At 73.2% G+C, this 17,770-nt stretch carries 15 protein-coding genes and 1 tRNA gene; 10 read left to right on the plus strand and 6 right to left on the minus strand.

Going from position 1 to position 17,770, the window contains the following annotated elements; translation table 11 throughout:
• Nucleotides 1-2: 2 nt before the first annotated feature.
• Entirely contained in the window at nt 3-1,667 is a 1,665-nt protein-coding gene (gene argS / locus ACTEI_RS32190; RefSeq protein WP_122981084.1) for an arginine--tRNA ligase, read from the minus strand.
• Nucleotides 1,668-1,754: 87 nt separating this feature from the next.
• Here argS and ACTEI_RS32195 point away from each other — a divergent pair, with 87 nt between their 5' ends.
• From ACTEI_RS32195 to ACTEI_RS32205, 3 genes are all read left to right on the plus strand, one after another.
• A complete protein-coding gene (locus ACTEI_RS32195) occupies nt 1,755-2,558 on the plus strand; it encodes a thioredoxin-like domain-containing protein (protein WP_122981085.1) in 804 nt (267 codons plus the stop codon).
• Entirely contained in the window at nt 2,558-3,214 is a 657-nt protein-coding gene (locus tag ACTEI_RS32200; protein ID WP_122981086.1) for a DUF305 domain-containing protein, read from the plus strand. Before ACTEI_RS32195 ends, ACTEI_RS32200 begins: the two co-directional genes overlap by 1 nt.
• Before the next feature lie 76 nt (nt 3,215-3,290).
• Nucleotides 3,291-3,362, plus strand: a tRNA-Arg gene (locus ACTEI_RS32205).
• 239 nt (nt 3,363-3,601) lie between these two features.
• On the opposite strand, the gene lepB is transcribed toward ACTEI_RS32205, so the two are convergent.
• Together lepB and valS are read right to left on the minus strand one after the other, a co-directional pair.
• Nucleotides 3,602-4,216: a signal peptidase I gene (gene lepB / locus ACTEI_RS32210; RefSeq protein WP_239082125.1), complete on the minus strand. Its 615-nt coding sequence runs from the start codon at nt 4,214-4,216 to the stop codon at nt 3,602-3,604.
• Between the two features lie 62 nt (nt 4,217-4,278).
• Nucleotides 4,279-6,810, minus strand: a complete 2,532-nt coding sequence (gene valS, locus ACTEI_RS32215) for a valine--tRNA ligase (RefSeq protein WP_122982541.1) — start codon at nt 6,808-6,810, stop codon at nt 4,279-4,281.
• Nucleotides 6,811-6,967: 157 nt separating this feature from the next.
• Here valS and ACTEI_RS32220 point away from each other — a divergent pair, with 157 nt between their 5' ends.
• Nucleotides 6,968-8,722, plus strand: coding sequence for an FAD-binding dehydrogenase (locus ACTEI_RS32220; RefSeq protein ID WP_122981087.1), 1,755 nt, complete (start codon nt 6,968-6,970; stop codon nt 8,720-8,722).
• A gap of 14 nt (nt 8,723-8,736) precedes the next feature.
• On the opposite strand, the gene ACTEI_RS32225 is transcribed toward ACTEI_RS32220, so the two are convergent.
• The gene (locus ACTEI_RS32225) at nt 8,737-10,305 is read right to left on the minus strand and encodes a serine/threonine-protein kinase (protein WP_122981088.1); all 1,569 of its coding nucleotides are present in this window, start codon (nt 10,303-10,305) and stop codon (nt 8,737-8,739) included.
• A gap of 122 nt (nt 10,306-10,427) precedes the next feature.
• On the opposite strand from ACTEI_RS32225, the gene ACTEI_RS32230 reads away from it, so the two are divergent.
• The 4 genes from ACTEI_RS32230 (at nt 10,428) to ACTEI_RS32245 (ending at nt 15,071) form a co-directional block, all read left to right on the plus strand.
• Nucleotides 10,428-12,080, plus strand: a complete 1,653-nt coding sequence (locus ACTEI_RS32230) for a CocE/NonD family hydrolase (RefSeq protein WP_122981089.1) — start codon at nt 10,428-10,430, stop codon at nt 12,078-12,080.
• 71 nt (nt 12,081-12,151) lie between these two features.
• On the plus strand, nt 12,152-12,610 hold the full coding sequence (locus ACTEI_RS32235) for a hypothetical protein (RefSeq protein ID WP_122981090.1): 459 nt from the start codon (nt 12,152-12,154) through the stop codon (nt 12,608-12,610).
• A 189-nt stretch (nt 12,611-12,799) separates the two neighbouring features.
• The gene (locus tag ACTEI_RS32240; protein ID WP_122981091.1) at nt 12,800-13,495 is read left to right on the plus strand and encodes a TetR/AcrR family transcriptional regulator; all 696 of its coding nucleotides are present in this window, start codon (nt 12,800-12,802) and stop codon (nt 13,493-13,495) included.
• 7 nt (nt 13,496-13,502) lie between these two features.
• Complete coding sequence (locus ACTEI_RS32245; RefSeq protein WP_122981092.1) at nt 13,503-15,071, plus strand: MDR family MFS transporter; 1,569 nt, start codon at nt 13,503-13,505, stop codon at nt 15,069-15,071.
• Nucleotides 15,072-15,164: 93 nt separating this feature from the next.
• Here ACTEI_RS32245 and ACTEI_RS32250 read toward each other — a convergent pair whose 3' ends face one another.
• Entirely contained in the window at nt 15,165-15,521 is a 357-nt protein-coding gene (locus ACTEI_RS32250; RefSeq protein WP_122981093.1) for an STAS domain-containing protein, read from the minus strand.
• Between the two features lie 288 nt (nt 15,522-15,809).
• On the opposite strand from ACTEI_RS32250, the gene ACTEI_RS32255 reads away from it, so the two are divergent.
• Complete coding sequence (locus ACTEI_RS32255; protein ID WP_122981094.1) at nt 15,810-16,805, plus strand: AraC family transcriptional regulator; 996 nt, start codon at nt 15,810-15,812, stop codon at nt 16,803-16,805.
• 3 nt (nt 16,806-16,808) lie between these two features.
• Here ACTEI_RS32255 and ACTEI_RS32260 read toward each other — a convergent pair whose 3' ends face one another.
• Nucleotides 16,809-17,159 (minus strand): hypothetical protein, encoded by a 351-nt coding sequence (locus ACTEI_RS32260; protein WP_122981095.1) that lies wholly within the window; start codon nt 17,157-17,159, stop codon nt 16,809-16,811.
• A gap of 364 nt (nt 17,160-17,523) precedes the next feature.
• Here ACTEI_RS32260 and ACTEI_RS32265 point away from each other — a divergent pair, with 364 nt between their 5' ends.
• On the plus strand, nt 17,524-17,712 hold the full coding sequence (locus ACTEI_RS32265) for a hypothetical protein (RefSeq protein ID WP_122982542.1): 189 nt from the start codon (nt 17,524-17,526) through the stop codon (nt 17,710-17,712).
• Nucleotides 17,713-17,770 lie beyond the last annotated feature (58 nt).

Consider the following 17,770-nt stretch of genomic DNA (forward strand, 5'->3'; position numbering starts at 1 on the left):
GTCTACATCCTCTCCGGCGCGGACACGCCGAGCATGTCCAAACCGTTGGCGATCACCGTACGGGTGGCCTCGGCGAGCCACAGCCGGGCGTGGGTCAGGTCGGTCGCGGGCTCGCCGGCGCCCTTCGGCAGCACCTGGCAGGCGTCGTAGAACCGGTGGTAGTCGGTGGCCACCCGCTCCTCCAGGTAGACCGCGATCCGGTGCGGCTCGCGCAGCTCGGCCGCGGTGGCCACCACGGCCGGGAACTCGCCGAGCGTCTTGAGCAGGTTCTTCTCCCGCTCATGGGCGAGCAGCGCGGGGTCGTAGTCGTCGGCCCGGGTGATCCCCTTCTCGGCCGCGTTGCGCAGCAGCGACGCGATCCGGGCGTGCGCGTACTGCACGTAGAAGACCGGGTTGTCACTGGAGTGCCGGGTGATCTCCTCGATGTCCAGGGTCAGCGCCGAGTCGGTCGAGGAGCGGGCCAGCGAGTACCGCGCGGCGTCCGCGCCGACCGCGTCGACCAGCTCGTCCAGCGTGATGATGTTGCCCGCCCGCTTGGACAGCCGCACCGGCTGCCCGCCCCGGACCAGGTTCACCAGCTGGCCGATCAGGATCTCGATGTGCGACTTCGGGTCGTCGCCGGCACACGCCGCGATCGCCTTGAGCCGGCCGATGTAGCCGTGGTGGTCCGCGCCGAGCAGGTAGACGCACCGGTCGAAGCCGCGCTCCCGCTTGTTGATGTAGTACGCCGCGTCGGCCGCGAAGTACGTCTTCTCCCCGTTCGACCGGATCAGCACCCGGTCCTTGTCGTCACCGAAGTCGGTGGTGCGCAGCCAGACCGCGCCGTCCTGCTCGAAGATGTGGCCCTGCTTGCGCAGCGTCTCGATGGCGTGCTCGACCGCCCCGCCGTCGTGCAGCGCCTTCTCCGAGAACCACACGTCGAAGTGCACGCCGAAGCGCTCCAGGCTGCCCCGGATCTCGGCCAGCATCAGCTCGTAGCCGCGAGCCGAGAAGACCGGCAGCGCGGTCTGCGCCGGCTGCCCGACCAGGCCGGGCTCGGCGGCGACGATCTGCTGGGCGATCTCGCCGATGTAGTCGCCGGCGTACCCGTCCTCCGGGGTCGGCTCCCCGTTCGCGGCGGCGAACAGCGACCGGGCGAACCGGTCGACCTGCGCGCCGGCGTCGTTGATGTAGTACTCGCTGGCCACCTCGGCGCCGGCGGCGGCCAGCACCCGGCGCAGCGAGTCGCCGACCGCGGCCCACCGGGTGTGCCCCAGATGGATCGGGCCGGTCGGGTTCGCCGAGACGAACTCCAGGTTGATCCGCTGCCCGGCGAGCTGGCTGTTGCGGCCGTACGCGGCGCCGGCGGTCACCACCGCGCGGGCGATGGCCCCGGTGACCGCGGCGTCGAGCCGGATGTTGAGAAAGCCCGGCCCGGCGATCTCCACCGACGTGATCCCGTCCCGGCGGCCCAGCTCCTGAGCGAGGGCGGTGGCCAGCTCGCGCGGCGCCACGCCCACCTTCTTGCTCAGTTGCAGGGCTAGCGTCGAGGCGTAGTCGCCGTGCTCGGGGTTGCGGGGTCGCTCCACCGCCGTGGTCGCCGGCAGCGCGGCCACGTCGAGGCCACGTGTCTCGAATACGGCACGAGCAGCTGATAGAACGGTGTCAGCAAGGTTGGCGGGAGTCACCCGGCCATGCTATCGGGGGTAGACTTCAGCGTTCGGCGGCCACCCGAGCCCCGCCATTCCCCCTTCCTGACGAATCGACGAGGCGCGATGAGTATGAGCACGCCGGGGCCCGAACGGGTCCCGTCCACCGTGAAGGTCGGCAAGACCACCGGCCAGGGCAAGCCGCCGGCGGGCAAGCCCGCGGGCAACCGGCCGGCCGGTAACCGGCCGACCGGCAAGGGCGGCAAAGGCCGCAAGCCGGTCACTCCGGTCAAGGTGAGCGGTGGACGCAACTGGGGCCCCATCGCCGTGGCCGGTCTGGTCGTCCTGATCGCCGCCGGCATCATCGGGTACGGCGTCTACGCCTCCGTGCAGGGCTCCCGCGACTGGACCGAGAAGGTCGCCGACATCCAGGGGATCGTCAACTACCGCGCGCAGAAGAACGCGCAGATCGACGACCGCACCCACAAGAACGGCGCGCTCACCTACGTGACCAGCCCGCCGGTCGGTGGCGCGCACAACCAGACCTGGCAGAACTGCATGGGTGACGTGTACTCCGAGCCGATCGCCAACGAGTACGCGGTGCACAGCCTGGAGCACGGCGCCGTCTGGGTGGCGTACAAGCAGGGCCTCGCCGCCGACCAGGTCGACGCGCTGAAGAAGAAGGTCGAGGGCAAGGACTACATGTTCATGTCCCCGTACGCCGGTCTCGACAAGAACGTCTCCGTCCAGGTCTGGGGCTACCAGCTCAAGACCGACGACGTGAACGACAAGCGGATCGACGACTTCATCAAGGCCGCCCGGGTCAAGGCGTCGATGGAGCCGGGCGCGGCCTGCTCCAGCGGCAACACCAACACCGGTCCGGTCACCGGCGGCACCAGCAACGGCGCCAGCATGGACTCCCCGAGCTGATGACCTCGGACGTCACCTCCCCGGACGCCGGCTCGGCGTCCGGGGAGGCCGCTGCGCGGCAACACCGCTTCGGGTACGCCGCGGTCGCGCTGCTGCTCGCCGGCATCGTGCTCGGCGCGGCGATCGGCCTGGTCGTCCCGCGGCTGCGGACACCCGGCGACGACTCCGTGGAGGCCGGCTTCCTCCGGGACATGTCCAGCCACCACGCCCAGGCCGTCGAGATGGCGATGGTGGCGCACGCCGCCTCGGACACGCCCGGCGTGGTCACCCTGGCCGCGGACGTCGCCACCACGCAGCAGGCCCAGATCGGCTACATGCAGGCCTGGCTGCGTGACTGGGATCTCAGTCCGACCGGCAGCGAGGAGCCGATGGCCTGGATGCCGGACTCGGCCGGCGCGGTCGTCAACGGCCTGATGCCCGGCATGGCCACCCCCGAGCAGCTCGCCGAGCTGCGCAAGGCCACCGGCAAGGACCTGGACACCCGGTTCCTCACCCTGATGCGGGCGCACCACCTGGGCGGCATCCACATGGCCCAGGAGGCCGAGCGGCTCTCCGGCAACGAGAAGGTCGACTGGATCGCGGACAGCATGATCGCCGCCCAGCAGGGCGAGATCCAGCTGATCGACGACCTGCTCAAGCAGGCCCAGGCCGGCTGACACCCCGGCCGCTCGCCGAACGGCGACACCGATTGGCGGTGGGTCTGCGGGGCCTGCTAGGCTTCTGAACCACTGGGCCCCCGTAGCTCAGGGGATAGAGCGTCGCCCTCCGGAGGCGAAAGCGCAGGTTCGAATCCTGCCGGGGGCACGATGGATCGGGCACCGGTTATCCGCGGAGATCGCGGACCGGTGCCCATCGTGCTTTTCTGACCTGAGGCCCGAGCCCCGGACCCCACGCGCCGGGGGCCGCCCCCGGACCCTCGCGGTGAACCGATTCTCGGCATCCTCCCGGCCCCGGGTTTCCCGGCCGACGGCCTCCACCGGACCGGCGGCCCCGGCCGGCCGCGGACCCACCGGGCCGGCGGCGCGGGTGACGCCGGCCGGTGGCTACTTCTGGTCGGGGATCCTGCTGAACGTGTCCGGGACCGGCAGGGAGGCCCAGCGCGACATCGGCCAGTAGATGGCGAACGCGCGCCCGGCGACCCGGTCCACCGGCACGGTGCCCTGGTCGCTGTCCAGGTGGACACGGGAGTCCGCGGAGTCGGAGCGGTGGTCGCCCATCACGAACAACCGGCCCGCCGGGACGGTCACGTCGAACTCCTCCTCGGACGGGGCGTCGCCGGGGTAGAGGTAGTTCTCGTCGAGCGGCTGCCCGTTCACGGTGATCCGCTTCTGGCTGTCGCAGCAGACCACGTGGTCGCCGCCGACCCCGATCACCCGTTTGATGTACTCCTGCTCGCTGGGCCCGCGGCCCCAGCCGACCGGCGGCTCGAAGACCACGATCTCCCCGCGGCGCGGATCACGGAACCGGTAGATCGCCTTGTTCACCAGCACCTTGTCGTCGAGGAGCAGGGTCTCCTCCATCGACCCGGACGGGATGTAGAAGGTCTGCACCAGGAACGTGCGCACACCGGCGGCCACCACCACCGCCACGATGAGCAGCACCAGGAACTCGAACGGCTTCGACCGCGGGAAGCGGCGACCGTTGATCTTGTCGGGCACGGCCGGAGCGTACCGCAGCCGAGCATGCCGGGGCGGGACACGAAGCCCTTCCCCGGCTGATTTCAGGCAAGCCGGACGTCGGCGCGCAGCGGGCCACCGGCCGGATCGGTGCTCACCTCACGCACCACGCCGGCCGCCCGCACATCCGCGCTGACCAGCTCGAACGCCCGCACCTCGGCCTCCGTGCCGCAGATCGTCAGCCGGGCCACCGCGGTCCGCATCGACTGCTTGGCCGCGGATTTCGACCTTCGTATCTCGCCCAGCACGGTGCCGGCCAGCGCCAGCAGCGTGGCCGGCGCGGCCGGGTCGAGCGCGGCGGCGAACTCGTCCGGGGCCGGCCACGGCGCGCGGTGCACCGAGCCGTCCTGCCACCACGCCCAGGCCTCCTCGGTCACGAACGGCAGCATCGGCGCGAACAGCCGCAGCAGCGCCCGCAGGGCGAGCGCCAGCGCGGCGTGCGCCGACCGCGCCCCACAGGTGTCCGCCCCGGCGTACGCCCGCTCCTTGACCAGCTCCAGGTAGTCGTCGCAGAACGTCCAGAAGAACTGCTCGGTGCGCTCCAGGGCGCGGGCGTAGTCGTACGCCTCGAAGTGCATGGTGGCGTCGGCGACCACCGCGGCGAGCTGCGCCAGCATGGCCCGATCGAGCGGCTCGGTGACGTCGGCGGCGCCCAGATCCGCCCCCGAGCCGACGCCGAAGCGCAGCACGAACCGGCTGGCGTTGAGGATCTTGAGGGCGAGCCGGCGGCCGACCCTCATCTGCCCGGTGTCGAACGCGGTGTCGGTGCCCGGCCGGCCGCTGACCGCCCAGTACCGGACCGCGTCCGAGCCGTACTCCTCCAGCAGCGCCATCGGGGTGACGGTGTTGCCCTTGGATTTCGACATCTTCTTGCGGTCCGGGTCGAGGATCCAGCCGGAGAGCAGCGCGGTGTGCCACGGCAGGCCACCGAACTCCTGGTGCGCGCGCAGCACGGTGGCGAACAGCCAGGTCCGGATGATCTCGTGGGCCTGCGGGCGCAGATCCATCGGGAAGACCCGGGCGAACAGGTCGTCGTCCAGGCCCCACCGGCCGGCGATCTCCGGGGTCAGCGAGGAGGTCGCCCAGGTGTCCATGACGTCCGGGTCGCCGGTGAAGCCGCCCGGACGGTCCCGCTGCTCGGGCCGGTATCCGGGTGGGGTGTCGCTGCTCGGGTCGACCGGCAGCGCGGCCTCGTCCGGGGTGATCGGGGACGTGTGGTCCGGCCGGCCGGCCGCGTCCAGCGGGTACCACACCGGGAACGGCACGCCGAAGAAGCGCTGCCGGCTGATGATCCAGTCGCCGGCCAGGCCCGCCACCCAGTTCTCGTACCGGCTCCGCATGAAGCCCGGCGACCAGGTCATCTCCCGGCCCCGCTCAAGCAGGGCGGAACGCAGCGCGGCGTCCCGGCCACCGTTGCGGATGTACCACTGCCGGGTCGTGACGATCTCCAGCGGCCGGTCACCCTTCTCGTAGAACTTGACCTGCTGCACGGTCGGGCGCGGCTCGCCGTCCAGGGCGCCGGCCGCCCGCAGCAGCTCGACCATCCGCTCCCGGGCCGCGAAGGCGGTCCGGCCGGCCAGCTCGGCGTAGGCGGACTCGGGGACCCCGGCCGGGGGCCGCGCCAGCAGCCGGCCGTCGCGGCCCATCACCGGACGGGTCGGCAGGTCCAGCTCACGCCACCAGATCACGTCGGTGAGGTCGCCGAAGGTGCAGATCATCGCGATGCCGGAGCCCTTGTCCGGCTGCGCGAGCGGGTGCGCCCGGATCGGCACCTGGACCCCGAAGACCGGGGTGACCGCGACCGTGCCGACCAGGTGCCGGTAGCGCTCGTCGTCCGGGTGGGCGACCAGCGCCACGCAGGCCGGCAGCAGCTCCGGCCGGGTCGTCTCGATGTGCACCGCGCCGCCGCCGGCCAGACCGAACGCCAGCCGGTGGTACGCGCCCTGCCGTTCCCGGTCCTCCAGCTCGGCCTGGGCGACCGCGGTGCGGAACGACACGTCCCACAGCGTCGGCGCGTCGGCCAGGTACGCCTCGCCGCGCGCCAGGTTGCGCAGGAAAGCCCGCTGCGAGATGGTCCGGCTGGCGTCGTCGATCGTGCTGTACCGCAGCGACCAGTCGACGGAGAGCCCCAGCTGGCGCCACAGGTCCTCGTACGCCTGCTCGTCGATCGCGGTCAGCCGCTGGCAGAGCTCGACGAAGTTGCGCCGGGAGACGTGCAGCGGCCGGCTCGGCGGGGTCGGCGGCGGGGTGAAGTCCGGGTCGTACGGCAGCGACGGGTCGCACTGCACCCCGTAGTGGTTCTGCACCCGGCGCTCGGTGGGCAGGCCGTTGTCGTCCCACCCCATCGGGTAGAACACCGCCCGGCCGGTCATCCGCCGGTAACGTGCCACCGCGTCCGTGTGGGTGTACGAGAACACGTGCCCCACGTGCAGTGACCCGCTCACCGTGGGCGGCGGGGTGTCGATGGAGAACACCCGTGACCGTGGCGCCGACCGGTCGAACGCGTAGGTCTCCCGCCGCGCCCATACCCCGCGCCACTTCCGCTCGATCCCGTCGAGGGTCGGCCTGTCGGGCACGGGGGTCCGCGGCAGCGCGGATGCGGCGTCGGTCATCCAGCGACCCTAGCCCGTCGTCCGGCGTCCACAACGAGCACCGCGGGCTTTGGACCCGAACGACTATCGCCGCAGCTGAACGCCTTGTTTTCATCGAAGCCCGGGAAAGCGAGGAGGACTCATGAACGGGATCAGCCGGCGAACCGTACTGGCAACCACGGCCGGGGCGGCCATCGCCCGGGCCACCCCGGCATTCGGGGCCGCGGCGGCCGACGACGCGGACGCGATCGTGGTCGGGCACGGCCTGGCCGGGCTGGTCGCCACGTCCGAGCTGGTCGCGGCCGGGCGGCGGGTGCTGCTGCTGGACCAGGAGCCGGAGTCCAATCTCGGCGGGCAGGCGTACTGGTCGTTCGGTGGGCTGTTCTTCGTCAACTCCGAGGAGCAGCGGCTGATGGGTGTCAAGGACTCGTACGACCTGGCCTGGCAGGACTGGCTGGGCACGGCCGGGTTCGACCGTGGCGTCGACGACCCGGCCGGGCAGGACCACTGGGCGTACAGGTGGGCGCAGGCCTACGTGCGGTTCGCCGCCGGTGAGAAACGCTCCTGGCTGGCCGGGCTGGGTCTGCAGTGGTTCCCCGCGGTGGGCTGGGCGGAGCGTGGCGGCGGGCTGGCCGACGGGCACGGCAACTCGGTGCCCCGGTTCCACGTCACCTGGGGCACCGGCCCGGCCATCGTCGAGCCGTTCGAGAAGAAGGTCCGTGCCGGGGTGGCCGCCGGCAAGGTGGTTCTGAAGTTCCGGCACCGGGTGGACGAGGTGGTGGTCACCGGCGGGGCGGTCACCGGCGTACGCGGAGCCGTCCTGGAGCCCAGCTCGGCCCCGCGCGGAGCGCCCTCCTCGCGCACCGTGACCGGCGACTTCGAGCTCCGGGCGCCGATCGTGATCGTCACCTCCGGCGGGATCGGCGCGAACCACGACCTGATCCGGCAGAACTGGCCGGCCCGCCTCGGCACGCCACCACGGTTCATGGTCACCGGCGTCCCGGCCTACGTGGACGGCCGGATGCTGGCGATCACCGCGCGGACCGGGGCGCGCATCGTCAACCCGGACCGGATGTGGCACTACACCGAGGGCCTGCGCAACTACGCGCCGATCTGGCCCGGCCACGGCATCCGCATCCTGCCCGGCCCGTCGTCGATGTGGCTGGACGCCCGGGGCCGGCGGTTCGGCGCCCCGGACATGCCCGGCTACGACACCCTGCACACGCTCGGCTCGATCACCGCGTCCGGTTATGACTACTCCTGGTTCGTCACCACCCAGAAGATCGTCGACAAGGAGTTCGCGCTCTCCGGCTCGGAGCAGAATCCCGATCTGACCGGGAAGAACCTCTGGCTGCTGCTGTCGCGGATCTGGCAGACCCCGCAACCGATCCAGCGGTTCCAGAAGTACGGCGCGGACTTCGTGCAGGCCGCGACGCTGCCCGAGCTGGTCGCCGGGATGAACCGGCTGGCCGGCAACAACCTGATCGATCCGGCCGCGCTGAAGCGGCAGATCGACGCCCGCGACCGTGAGGTGGACAACGCGTACAGCAAGGACGCCCAGGTGATGGGGATCCGCAACGCGCTGGACTACCTGGGCGACCAGATCAGCCGGACCGCCTCGATCCACAGGCTGCTGGATTCCGACGCCGGCCCCCTGGTCGCGGTCCGGCTCAACATCCTGACCCGCAAGACCCTCGGCGGCCTGCAGACCGACCTGCAGGGCCGGGTGCTGAACGCGGCCGGCACGCCGGTCCCGGGCCTGTACGCGGCCGGCGAGGTGGCCGGGTTCGGCGGCGGCGGGGTGCACGGCTACCGGTCCCTGGAGGGCACCTTCCTGGGTGGCTGTCTCTTCTCCGGCCGCCAGGCGGGCCGGGCCGCCGCGGCGGCCGCCGCCTGAGACCCGGCGCGCGGTCAGAGCGGCAGGACCACCGCGGACGGCCGGCCGCCGGCCAGGCAGGTGATCGACATCCGGTACCGGCTGAATCCCCGGACGAACACCACCGACGCGGTGAGCCCGGGGCCCGGATCGACGTGCTCCACCTCGTACCCCTCGGCCGGCTCCCAGTCGATCACCCGGGCGTTCCCCGACTCGCAGACCACGTGGACCGCGCCGCCGCGCGACTGCAGGCGGGTCCCCTCCGGAGCGGCCGAGCTCGGCGGCACCGCGGCGCTGGAGACCGGCGCCGACGAGGGGGCCGCCGGCGACGGCGACGCCGGGACGTCCACACTGGCCGGGACGGAGCTGATCAGCACGGTCGGATGCCGGGGGTTGCGGGTGGCGGTGGGGGTCGGCGACGCGGCGGCCGGCCGGCTCGCCGGGCCGGTCGAGCCCCGGACCGGTGGGCTGCTCGCCGGGGCGGCCCGCGGCGGCGGCGCGGGCGCGGATTCACCCTCGCGGGTGAACAGGGACGCGACCAGGACGAGCACCGCGGCCGCCAGCGCGCCACCGGCGAGCAGCCGCCCGCGGCCGCTTCCCGGTACGCGGCGCGCCACCCCGGCCGGCGGCGTCCCCGGCCCGGCCGCGGGCAGCACCCGGGTCTCCTCGTCGAACCGGGTCGGCCGCAGTGGACCGGCGCTGTCCACCGTCGCCGGCACGGACGGTGGCGCGGGCGCGGGGCCCGGTGGTGGCCCGGGCAGCGGCGCGCGGACCGGGGCGCGGACCGCCGCGGCCTCCGCGGCGTCGCCGAGCACCGCCGACACCTCGGCGGCGTCCGGCCGGTCCGCCGGGTCCTTGGCCAGGCAGCGGCCGACCAGGTCGGCGACGGCCGGGGGCACGCCGGGCAGCGCGGGCATCGGGGCCGGCTCGACGTACATGTGCGCGCTGAGCATCTGCGTGGTGGTCTCCACCGTCCACGGCGACTCGTCGGCGAGCAGGCGGTAGAGCAGCACACCGAGCGCGTACACGTCGGAGGCCGGCTCGATCGCGCCACCGGTCAGGCGCTCCGGCGCCAGATAGGCGGGGGTGCCGAGCAGGCCCTCCTCCGGCTCGGCCGGACCGGCCGCCGCGGCGATGCCGAAGTCCACCACCTTGGCGCCGGCCGCGGTGACCATCACGTTGGCCAGCTTGATGTCCCGGTGCACCAGGCCGTCCCCGTGCGCGGCGGCCAGCGCGGCGGCCACCTCGCCACCGATCCGGAATACCCGCCGCGGTGGAATCGGCCCGTGCGACACCCGCTGTTGCAGGGTCGGCCCGTTGATCAATTCCATGACGACGTACGGAACCCGGGTCCCGTCCTCGTCGGATTCCCCGAAGTCGTAGATCTGCGCGATGTTCGGATGCGAGAGGATGGCCGCGGCACGTGCCTCGTGGAGAATCCGCGCGCGGAAGCGTTCGTCACCGGCGTACCGTCCGGCCAGCACCTTCACCGCCACCGGGCGGTCCAGCACCTCGTCGGCGGCACGCCAGACCACGGCCATCCCGCCGCGGCCGAGCTCGTGCAGCAGGCGGTACCGGCCTCCGAGTTTGCGTCCCTCGTCCACGCGAGGCAGTTTGCCGAAATGCGCGCCGATTCGCACATCCGAAGTCCCGCGAATGCCATTCACCTTTCACATTCGACGCCGGGCGCGGATATCGTCGTGGTTTCCCGGGAAAAGGGGGGCCCATGGCGATCTCGAAAAGGCAGCGACTGGCCGACGCGGCGCTGAGCCGGTTCCTCGGCCGGGCGCCCGCGCTGCACCGGTACTCGGTACGGCCGGTGCGGACCCCGATGCGCGACGGCGTCCGGCTGCTCGGCGACCACTTCGTCCCGGACACCGACCGGCCGCGGGGCACCGTGCTGATCCGCACCCCGTACGGCCGCGGGCTGCCCACCTCGGCGCTGAACGGCCGGTTGTTCGCCGCCCGCGGCTACCACGTGCTGTTGCAGAGCGTGCGCGGCACGTTCGGCTCGGAGGGCACGTTCCGGCCGATGACCCAGGAGACCGAGGACGGCCAGGACACCGTCGCCTGGCTGCGCGAGCAACCCTGGTTCGACGGCCGGCTGGCCACGCTCGGGGCGTCCTACCTGGGCTGGACCCAGTGGACACTGCTGCAGGACCCGCCACCCGAGCTGCGTACCGCGGTCGTCCACGTCGCCCCGCACGACTTCCGCGAGGCGGTGTGGGGGACCGGCTCGTTCACCCTCGGTGACTTCCTCGGCTGGAGTGACCAGATCGTCCACCAGGAGGGCGGCGGCCTGCGCCGGGTGATCGACATGGCCACCGCCCCGCGCCGGCTGCGGCCCGCGCTCGGCGGGTTGCCGCTGGCCGCGGCCGCCGAGCCGGTGCTGCGCGGGCGGGCGCCGTGGTACCCCGAGTGGGTCGGGCACCCGGACGGCGACGACCCGTGGTGGGCGCCGTACCGGGCGGGCGCCGCGCTGACCAACGCGACCGTCCCGATCCTGCTGATCGGCGGCTGGCAGGACCTGTTCCTGGACCAGACCCTGCAGCAGTACGAGACGCTGCACGCCCGCGGCGTCGACGTGGCGCTGACCGTCGGCCCGTGGACACACCTGCAGGTCGGGCTGCACGCGGCCGGCCTGGTCGCCCGGGAGAGCCTGGCCTGGCTCGACCAGCACCTGGCGGGCGGGCCGGCGGCGCGCAGGTCACCCGTACGGGTGCACCGGACCGGCGAGCGCGCCTGGCACGACCTGCCCGGGTGGCCGCCCCCGTCCGAGCCGGCCACCTTCCACCTGCGGGCCGGGCGCCGGCTGACCACCACCGCGCCGGACGCCGCGGAGGGCGTCGCCGAGTTCCGCTACGACCCGGCGGACCCGACACCGTCGCTGGGCGGCCGCACCCTGACCGGCTCGGCGGGGGTGAGGGACAACCGGCCGCTGGAGGCGCGTCCGGACGTGCTCACGTTCACCACCGATCCGCTGCCCACCGCGGTGGACGTGATCGGCGCGCCGGTGCTCGACCTCACCCTCGCGGTGGACAACCCGTACGCCGACGTGTTCGTCCGGCTCTGCGACGTCGACCCGCGCGGCCGGTCGTACAACTTCTCCGACCAGCACCGGCGTCTCGACCCGGGCGTCCCGGCGGGCCAGCCGCAGCGGCTCACGCTCACCCTGGACCCGTGCTTCCACCGGCTGCTCGCCGGGCACCGGCTGCGGCTGCAGATCTCCGGTGGCGCGTTCCCGCGCTTCGCCCGCAATCCGGGCACCGGCGGCGCGGGCCTGGCCGCCGCCCGGCACACCGTCCACGTCGCCCGGTCCCGGCTCACCCTGCCGGTCGCCGCGCCGGCCCCGCTGCCGGACGCCGCCGTCATCGGATGAGCCGGCGGGCCGGGGCGCCGGCGCACGGTCGCCGGCCGGGGACGGGCGCCGAGGCCCGCTAAGGTCGCGGGATGACAGAAAGCTGGCGGCACCTGCCGCCCCCGGCCCGCCCGGTCGCGGCGGCCGCCACGGCAGCCGTCGCCGCGGTCCGGGACGGCTCCCCGGACCGGCTCGACCGGGCCGTGGACGACCTCGCCGCGCTGGAGCCGGCGCACACCGGCCTGATCCTCGGCACCACCGTGCGGTTGCTGCTGGAGGACCGGAACCCGGACGGGCTGACCGCCGACGACGTCCGCGAGGCGCTGGCCCGCTGCGTCCGGGCGCACCCGGCGGCCGACCCGCAGGTGGTGCTCTGGCTGCTGGCCGGAGCCCTCGGTGTGCTCGACGAGGACGGCGCCGCACCGCCGGAACCGGACGCCCTGGCCCGCAACGCCGCGCTGCTGATCACCGATCTGCTGGCCGGCCGGGAGATCCGCGCCTGGCTGACCGCCGCGCTGACCGAGATCCAGCACACCCAGCTCGACGACTGACCGGCCGAGCCACCGGCCGGCCGTGTTCACGGGCCCACGCGGGGACCGCCGCGAGGGCCCGCGCCGCGTCCGGCCCCCCGCGGCCAGCTCGTGGCCCCCACGGGCACGTCAGCCGGGCGGTGCACGCGGCCGCCGGCTTCCCGCCAATAACTTTGCAGTGTCTGCAAGTTTTGGCGTAGCCTCGCCGTCGTGAACCGGGACGACAAGCGCCGCCAGACCCGCCTGGCCCTGATCGGCGCCGCGCTCCGGCTCGCCGACGAGCGCGGCGCCGATCGTGTCACGGTGGACGAGATCAGCGCCGCGGCCGCGGTCTCCCCCCGGACCTTCTTCAACTACTTCGCCACCAAGGAGGACGCCCTCGTCGGCGATCCCCTGGAGGGCTGCACCGACACCCGGCGGCTGCTGCTCGCCGCCCCGCCCGGCCCCGCGCTGGCCGCGGTCCAGGCCGCGCTCACCCCGGCGGTCCGGCAGATCCAGGACGACCGGGAGCTGTGGCTGCTCCGGCTGCGGGTGATCATGAACAATCCGCAGCTGCTCCCCCGGCTGGCCGCCGCCGCGGCGACCGCCGAGCACGAGATGACCGCGGCCATCGCGGAACGCCTGCGGCTGCCGGCCGATCACGCGTACCCGCCGGTGCTGGCCGCCGCCACCGGCGCCGCTCTGCGCGTCGCGATGATGCGCTGGGCCGCGGCCGCGCAGCCGCCCGCGGCCGTACCGGAAAGCGCCGCCGCCGCGACCGCGACCGACCCGGAACGCGGCGCGGCCGACCCCGAACGCGGCGCGACCGACCCCGAACGCGGCGCGACCGCGCGCACCCTTGCCGAGCACGTGCACGAGGCCTTCGGCATGATCGCCGCCGGCCTGGCCGATCCCGTCACACCCTGAGGAACAGATGACCGCCACCCCCACCCCCGCCGAGACCGCCGAGGCCGGCGGCCGGATGAACCATCGCGAGGTCGTCCAGGCCCTGTCCGGCCTGATGCTGGGCATGTTCGTCAGCGTCCTGGCCTCCACCGTGGTCGCCAACGCGCTGCCGACGATCATCGCCGAGCTGGGCGGCAGCCAGTCCGTCTACACCTGGATCGTCACCACCGAGCTGCTGGCGATGACCGCCACCGTCCCGCTCTGGGGCAAGATGGCCGACCTGTACAGCAAGAAGCTGCTGATCCAGCTCTCGCTCGCGCTGTTCGTGCTCGGCTCACTGATCGCCGGGCTCGCCCCGAACGTGGAGATCCTGCTGGTCAGCCGGATCGCCCAGGGCGTCGGCGCGGGCGGCATGTCGGCCCTCGCGATGATCGTGATGGCCGCCATGATCCCGCCGCGGGAACTGGGCCGGTACTCCGGCATGTTCGGCGCGGTCTTCGGGGTCGCCACCATCGCCGGCCCGCTGATCGGCGGCGTCCTGGTGGACACCTCGTGGCTGGGCTGGCGCTGGTGCTTCCTGATCGGCGTGCCGTTCTCGCTCGCCGCGATCGCGCTGCTGCAGAGGACCCTGCACCTGCCGGTGACCCGGCGCGAGGTACGGATCGACTGGCTGGGCGCGCTGCTGATCACCGCGGGGGTGAGCACCCTGCTGATCTGGTCCACGCTCGCCGGGCAGCACTTCGCCTGGGCGTCCGCGCAGACCGCGGGTTTCGTGGCCGGCGGCGTGCTGCTGCTGGCCCTCGCCGTCTGGGTGGAGTCACGGGCGGCCGAGCCGATCGTCCCGCTGGGGATCTTCCGGCACCGCACGGTCACCCTGTCGATCATCGCGAGCGTGCTGGTCGGCGTGGCGATGTTCGGCGGGACGGTGTTCCTGTCGCAGTACTTCCAGATCTCGCTGGGCAAGTCGCCGACGGTGGCCGGTCTGATGAGCCTGCCGATGATCCTCGGCCTGCTGGTCTCCTCCACGGTCGCCGGCCAGCTGATCACCAAGTACGGCCGGTGGAAGATGTACCTGGTGGCCGGCGCGGTGGTGATGACCGGCGGGATGCTGCTGCTGAGCACGATCGGCGCGGACACCTCGGTGCCGCTGATCTCGGTCTACATGGCCGTGCTGGGCGTCGGCGTCGGCATGCTGATGCAGAACCTGGTGCTGGCCGCGCAGAACGACGTGCCGGCCGCCGAGCTCGGCGCCACCACGTCGGCGCTCACCTTCTTCCGCAGCATGGGCGGCTCGATCGGGGTCAGCGCGCTGGGCGCGGTGCTGGCCGACCGGGTCACCTCGCTGTTCACCGAGAGGTTCGGCGCCGCCGCCTCCGGCGGCACGGCACAGGTGCCGGACCCGGGCAGCCTGCCGCCCGAGGCCCTCGCCGTGATCCGCGACATCTACGGTACGGCCACCGCCCACCTGTTCCTGATCGGCGCCCCGATCGCCTTCCTGGCGGTTGTCGCGGTGCTGTTCATCAAGGAGAAGCCGCTCTCCACGCTCTCCGGTGACGAGCGCGCCGCGCGCGAGCAGGCGGCCACCGCGCCGCACTGACCGGCCGCCGGCTGGTGCCCCGGTACGCCGGGCGCACCAGCCCGGGTCGGACGCCCGTGGCGTGCTGACGGCCGCCACGCCGGCGCCGGCGGGTCAGGAGGGGCGCAGGCCGACCGACGAGCGCGGCGACGGCGGCTCGGCGCAGCCCAGCAGGCCGACCAGCCCGGAGACCCACAGCTGCCGGTAGACCGTGGCGCTGGGGTGACTGACCACCAGCTTGATCCCGCTGGCGGCGGCGGTGTGGAAACACGCCACGAGAATGCCGATCCCGATGCTGTCGATCAGCATGACGCGCTGCAGGTCCAGGCAGATCCTGCTGGGCGTCATGGTGGTCAGGACGTCGTTGACGGCGTCCCGCATGACGTGCGCGTTGTCCAGGTCGATCTCGCCGCTCGGGGTGATCTCGACGGTGCCGTCGGCCAGCTGGCGGGTCGTGATCGGCAGATACACAGCTGCCCTCTTCCTGGCATCGGGACATCCGACGCCGACTTTCCGCGGGACACGGTGCGCCGGCCGGAAACTCAAGGTCGTTCGCACGCGGCGTTCGCTGGGATACGCCACACCGAACCCGCGTTCCTACAACAATCCGCTGGTCTGCAAGTTACGCCACGTAGGCGCGGAACGCCAGAGTAGTTCATATGGCCGGAATGTGCTGGAACGGTCAGTGCGTGGCGACCACGTTGACTCTCCACGGAACCTGACCGAATACTCACCGTATGCGATGGAGCACCGGACGGTATGCCTGACGCCGCCCCGGCCGCCGGGTCCGCACCGGCGCCGGGCACCGTCTACTTCGACAGCGTCGGCGTTCACCAGGCTCGTGACGTTCTGAATCGGTTCTTCCACCCGGTGTCGGTCGGCGGGCCCGAGTGCGGCGAGGCGCGGATGGCCGTGGAGGTGATCCAACTCGGACCACTCACGGTCGGTCACCTCACGTTTGGCGGCCGGGTCACGCTGGCCGCCCCGCGCGCCGACGCTTACCACCTGACACTGCCCACCGCGGGCCGGGTGCTGGCCCGCCGCAACGGCCGCGAGGTCACCGCCGGGCCGTCCACCGCGCTCACCTTCCGCCCCGGCGATCCGGTCCACCTGCGCCCGCAGGCGCCGTCCGCGGAGATCGACGTGCGCATCGAGCGGTGGGCGCTGGAGAACGAGCTCGCCGCCCTGCTCGGTCACCCGGTCGAGGGAACGATCGACCTGCCGCCCGTCGTCGACCTCAGCGGCGGGCCGGCGCACAGCTGGAGCCGGCTCATCCGGCTGCTGCACGACGAGCTGGAGCACGAGACCAGCCTGATCCACCAGCCGATGATCGCCGAACACCTGTGCAGCAGCGTGCTGAGCGGGTTGCTGCTGAGCGTCCCGCACCGCTACCACGACGAGCTGGTCACCCCGGCCGCCGCCGGCCCGCCCCGGGCGATCCGCCGGGTGCTGGACGCGATCCACGCGGAGCCGGACCGGCCGTTCACGGTCGCCGGCCTGGCCCGGGTCGCCGGGATGAGCGTGCGCTCGCTGCAGGAGGGTTTCCGGCGGCACCTCGGCTGCACGCCGATGGCGTTCCTGCAGCAGACCCGGCTCGACCGGGCGCACGAGACGCTGCGCCACGCCGATCCGGCGGTGGTCACCGTGGCGGCGGTGGCGCACCGCTGGGGATTCGCCCATCTGGGCCGGTTCGCGTCGGCCTACCGGGCGCGTTTCGGCGTCTCGCCGTCCGAGACGCTGCGCCGGGCGGCGTGAATCTCACTCCCCCGGATCACACCGGCGCGGCTGCGGTATCTCGTTGATCCGGCGGGTGCCCGGTCGGTGCCCGCGGGCCGCGCCGAGCAGGTGACCGCGCGGCGGCACCCACTGGCGCCACTCGGCCAGCGCGGGCGGCACCGGCGCCGCGTCGCCGTCACCGGCGCCGCGCCGCCGCCGCAGGTAGTCGTGCACCCGGGCGGCCGAGGCGGCGCCGTCCGCGGCCAGCCGCCGCATGATCCGCAGGGTCTCCTCGTCCGGCTCGGCGCGGTCCCGGCCGAGCAGGGCGGCCAGGCCGGCCAGCACCCGCACCAGCTCACCCGCGTCCCGCTCGGCGTCCCAGAGGCCGGTCACGCCGGACCCGCTTCCGGGATGCCGGCGCACGCCGCGGCTGCGTCGGCGCGGGCCGGCACGGCAGGGGACCACCCGGTCCCCCGGCAGGGCGTTCGCTTCGCTGCGGTGCGGTCGGTCATGCAGATCTGTCCCCTCACCTCACGCACATCGGCGGCGACCGGCGGGCCCGCGGCGCCTGGAGGACGGTTCGTCCCGGGTGTGCGTGACAGGCGAAAATGTATTCGGCCCGCTACTTTGCGTCCATCCGTAACGCGCAGGTTCTGTCCAGTTCGCGCTCAGTTCGGCCCCCCTTGCCGCTACCCGGCGTACAGAATAGGAAACCGGGCACCGCAACAGCCTGGCCGAACGCATGGAGGAGGCCACCATGAGCAGCACCTCGCCGGAGCAGGCGGCGGCCACGCCGCCGGTCTGGCGCACCGGCGCCGAGCAACCGTGGGATCCCGAGGACCTGGCGATGGCCCAGGGTCGGGACCCGACACCGGAGAACATCGCCCGGGCTCGCGCCGAACTGGAACGGGACGGCGCCGCCGCGATCGAGCGGACCGTCCCGTAACGCCCACGGGCCGCCGCCCGTGGGTCCCGCGGCGACGCCCGGGGACCCACGGGCGGCG

The organism is Actinoplanes teichomyceticus ATCC 31121 (assembly GCF_003711105.1).
Taxonomy (GTDB): domain Bacteria; phylum Actinomycetota; class Actinomycetes; order Mycobacteriales; family Micromonosporaceae; genus Actinoplanes; species Actinoplanes teichomyceticus.

Coding starts and splice junctions, on each gene's coding strand:
- ACTEI_RS32195 (WP_122981085.1), top strand. CDS start 1,755: ATGAGTATGAGCACGCCGGGGCCCGAACGGGTCCCGTCCACCGTGAAG.
- ACTEI_RS32200 (WP_122981086.1), top strand. CDS start 2,558: ATGACCTCGGACGTCACCTCCCCGGACGCCGGCTCGGCGTCCGGGGAG.
- ACTEI_RS32255 (WP_122981094.1), top strand. CDS start 15,810: ATGCCTGACGCCGCCCCGGCCGCCGGGTCCGCACCGGCGCCGGGCACC.
- ACTEI_RS32235 (WP_122981090.1), top strand. CDS start 12,152: ATGACAGAAAGCTGGCGGCACCTGCCGCCCCCGGCCCGCCCGGTCGCG.
- ACTEI_RS32265 (WP_122982542.1), top strand. CDS start 17,524: ATGAGCAGCACCTCGCCGGAGCAGGCGGCGGCCACGCCGCCGGTCTGG.
- ACTEI_RS32245 (WP_122981092.1), top strand. CDS start 13,503: ATGACCGCCACCCCCACCCCCGCCGAGACCGCCGAGGCCGGCGGCCGG.
- ACTEI_RS32230 (WP_122981089.1), top strand. CDS start 10,428: ATGGCGATCTCGAAAAGGCAGCGACTGGCCGACGCGGCGCTGAGCCGG.
- ACTEI_RS32220 (WP_122981087.1), top strand. CDS start 6,968: ATGAACGGGATCAGCCGGCGAACCGTACTGGCAACCACGGCCGGGGCG.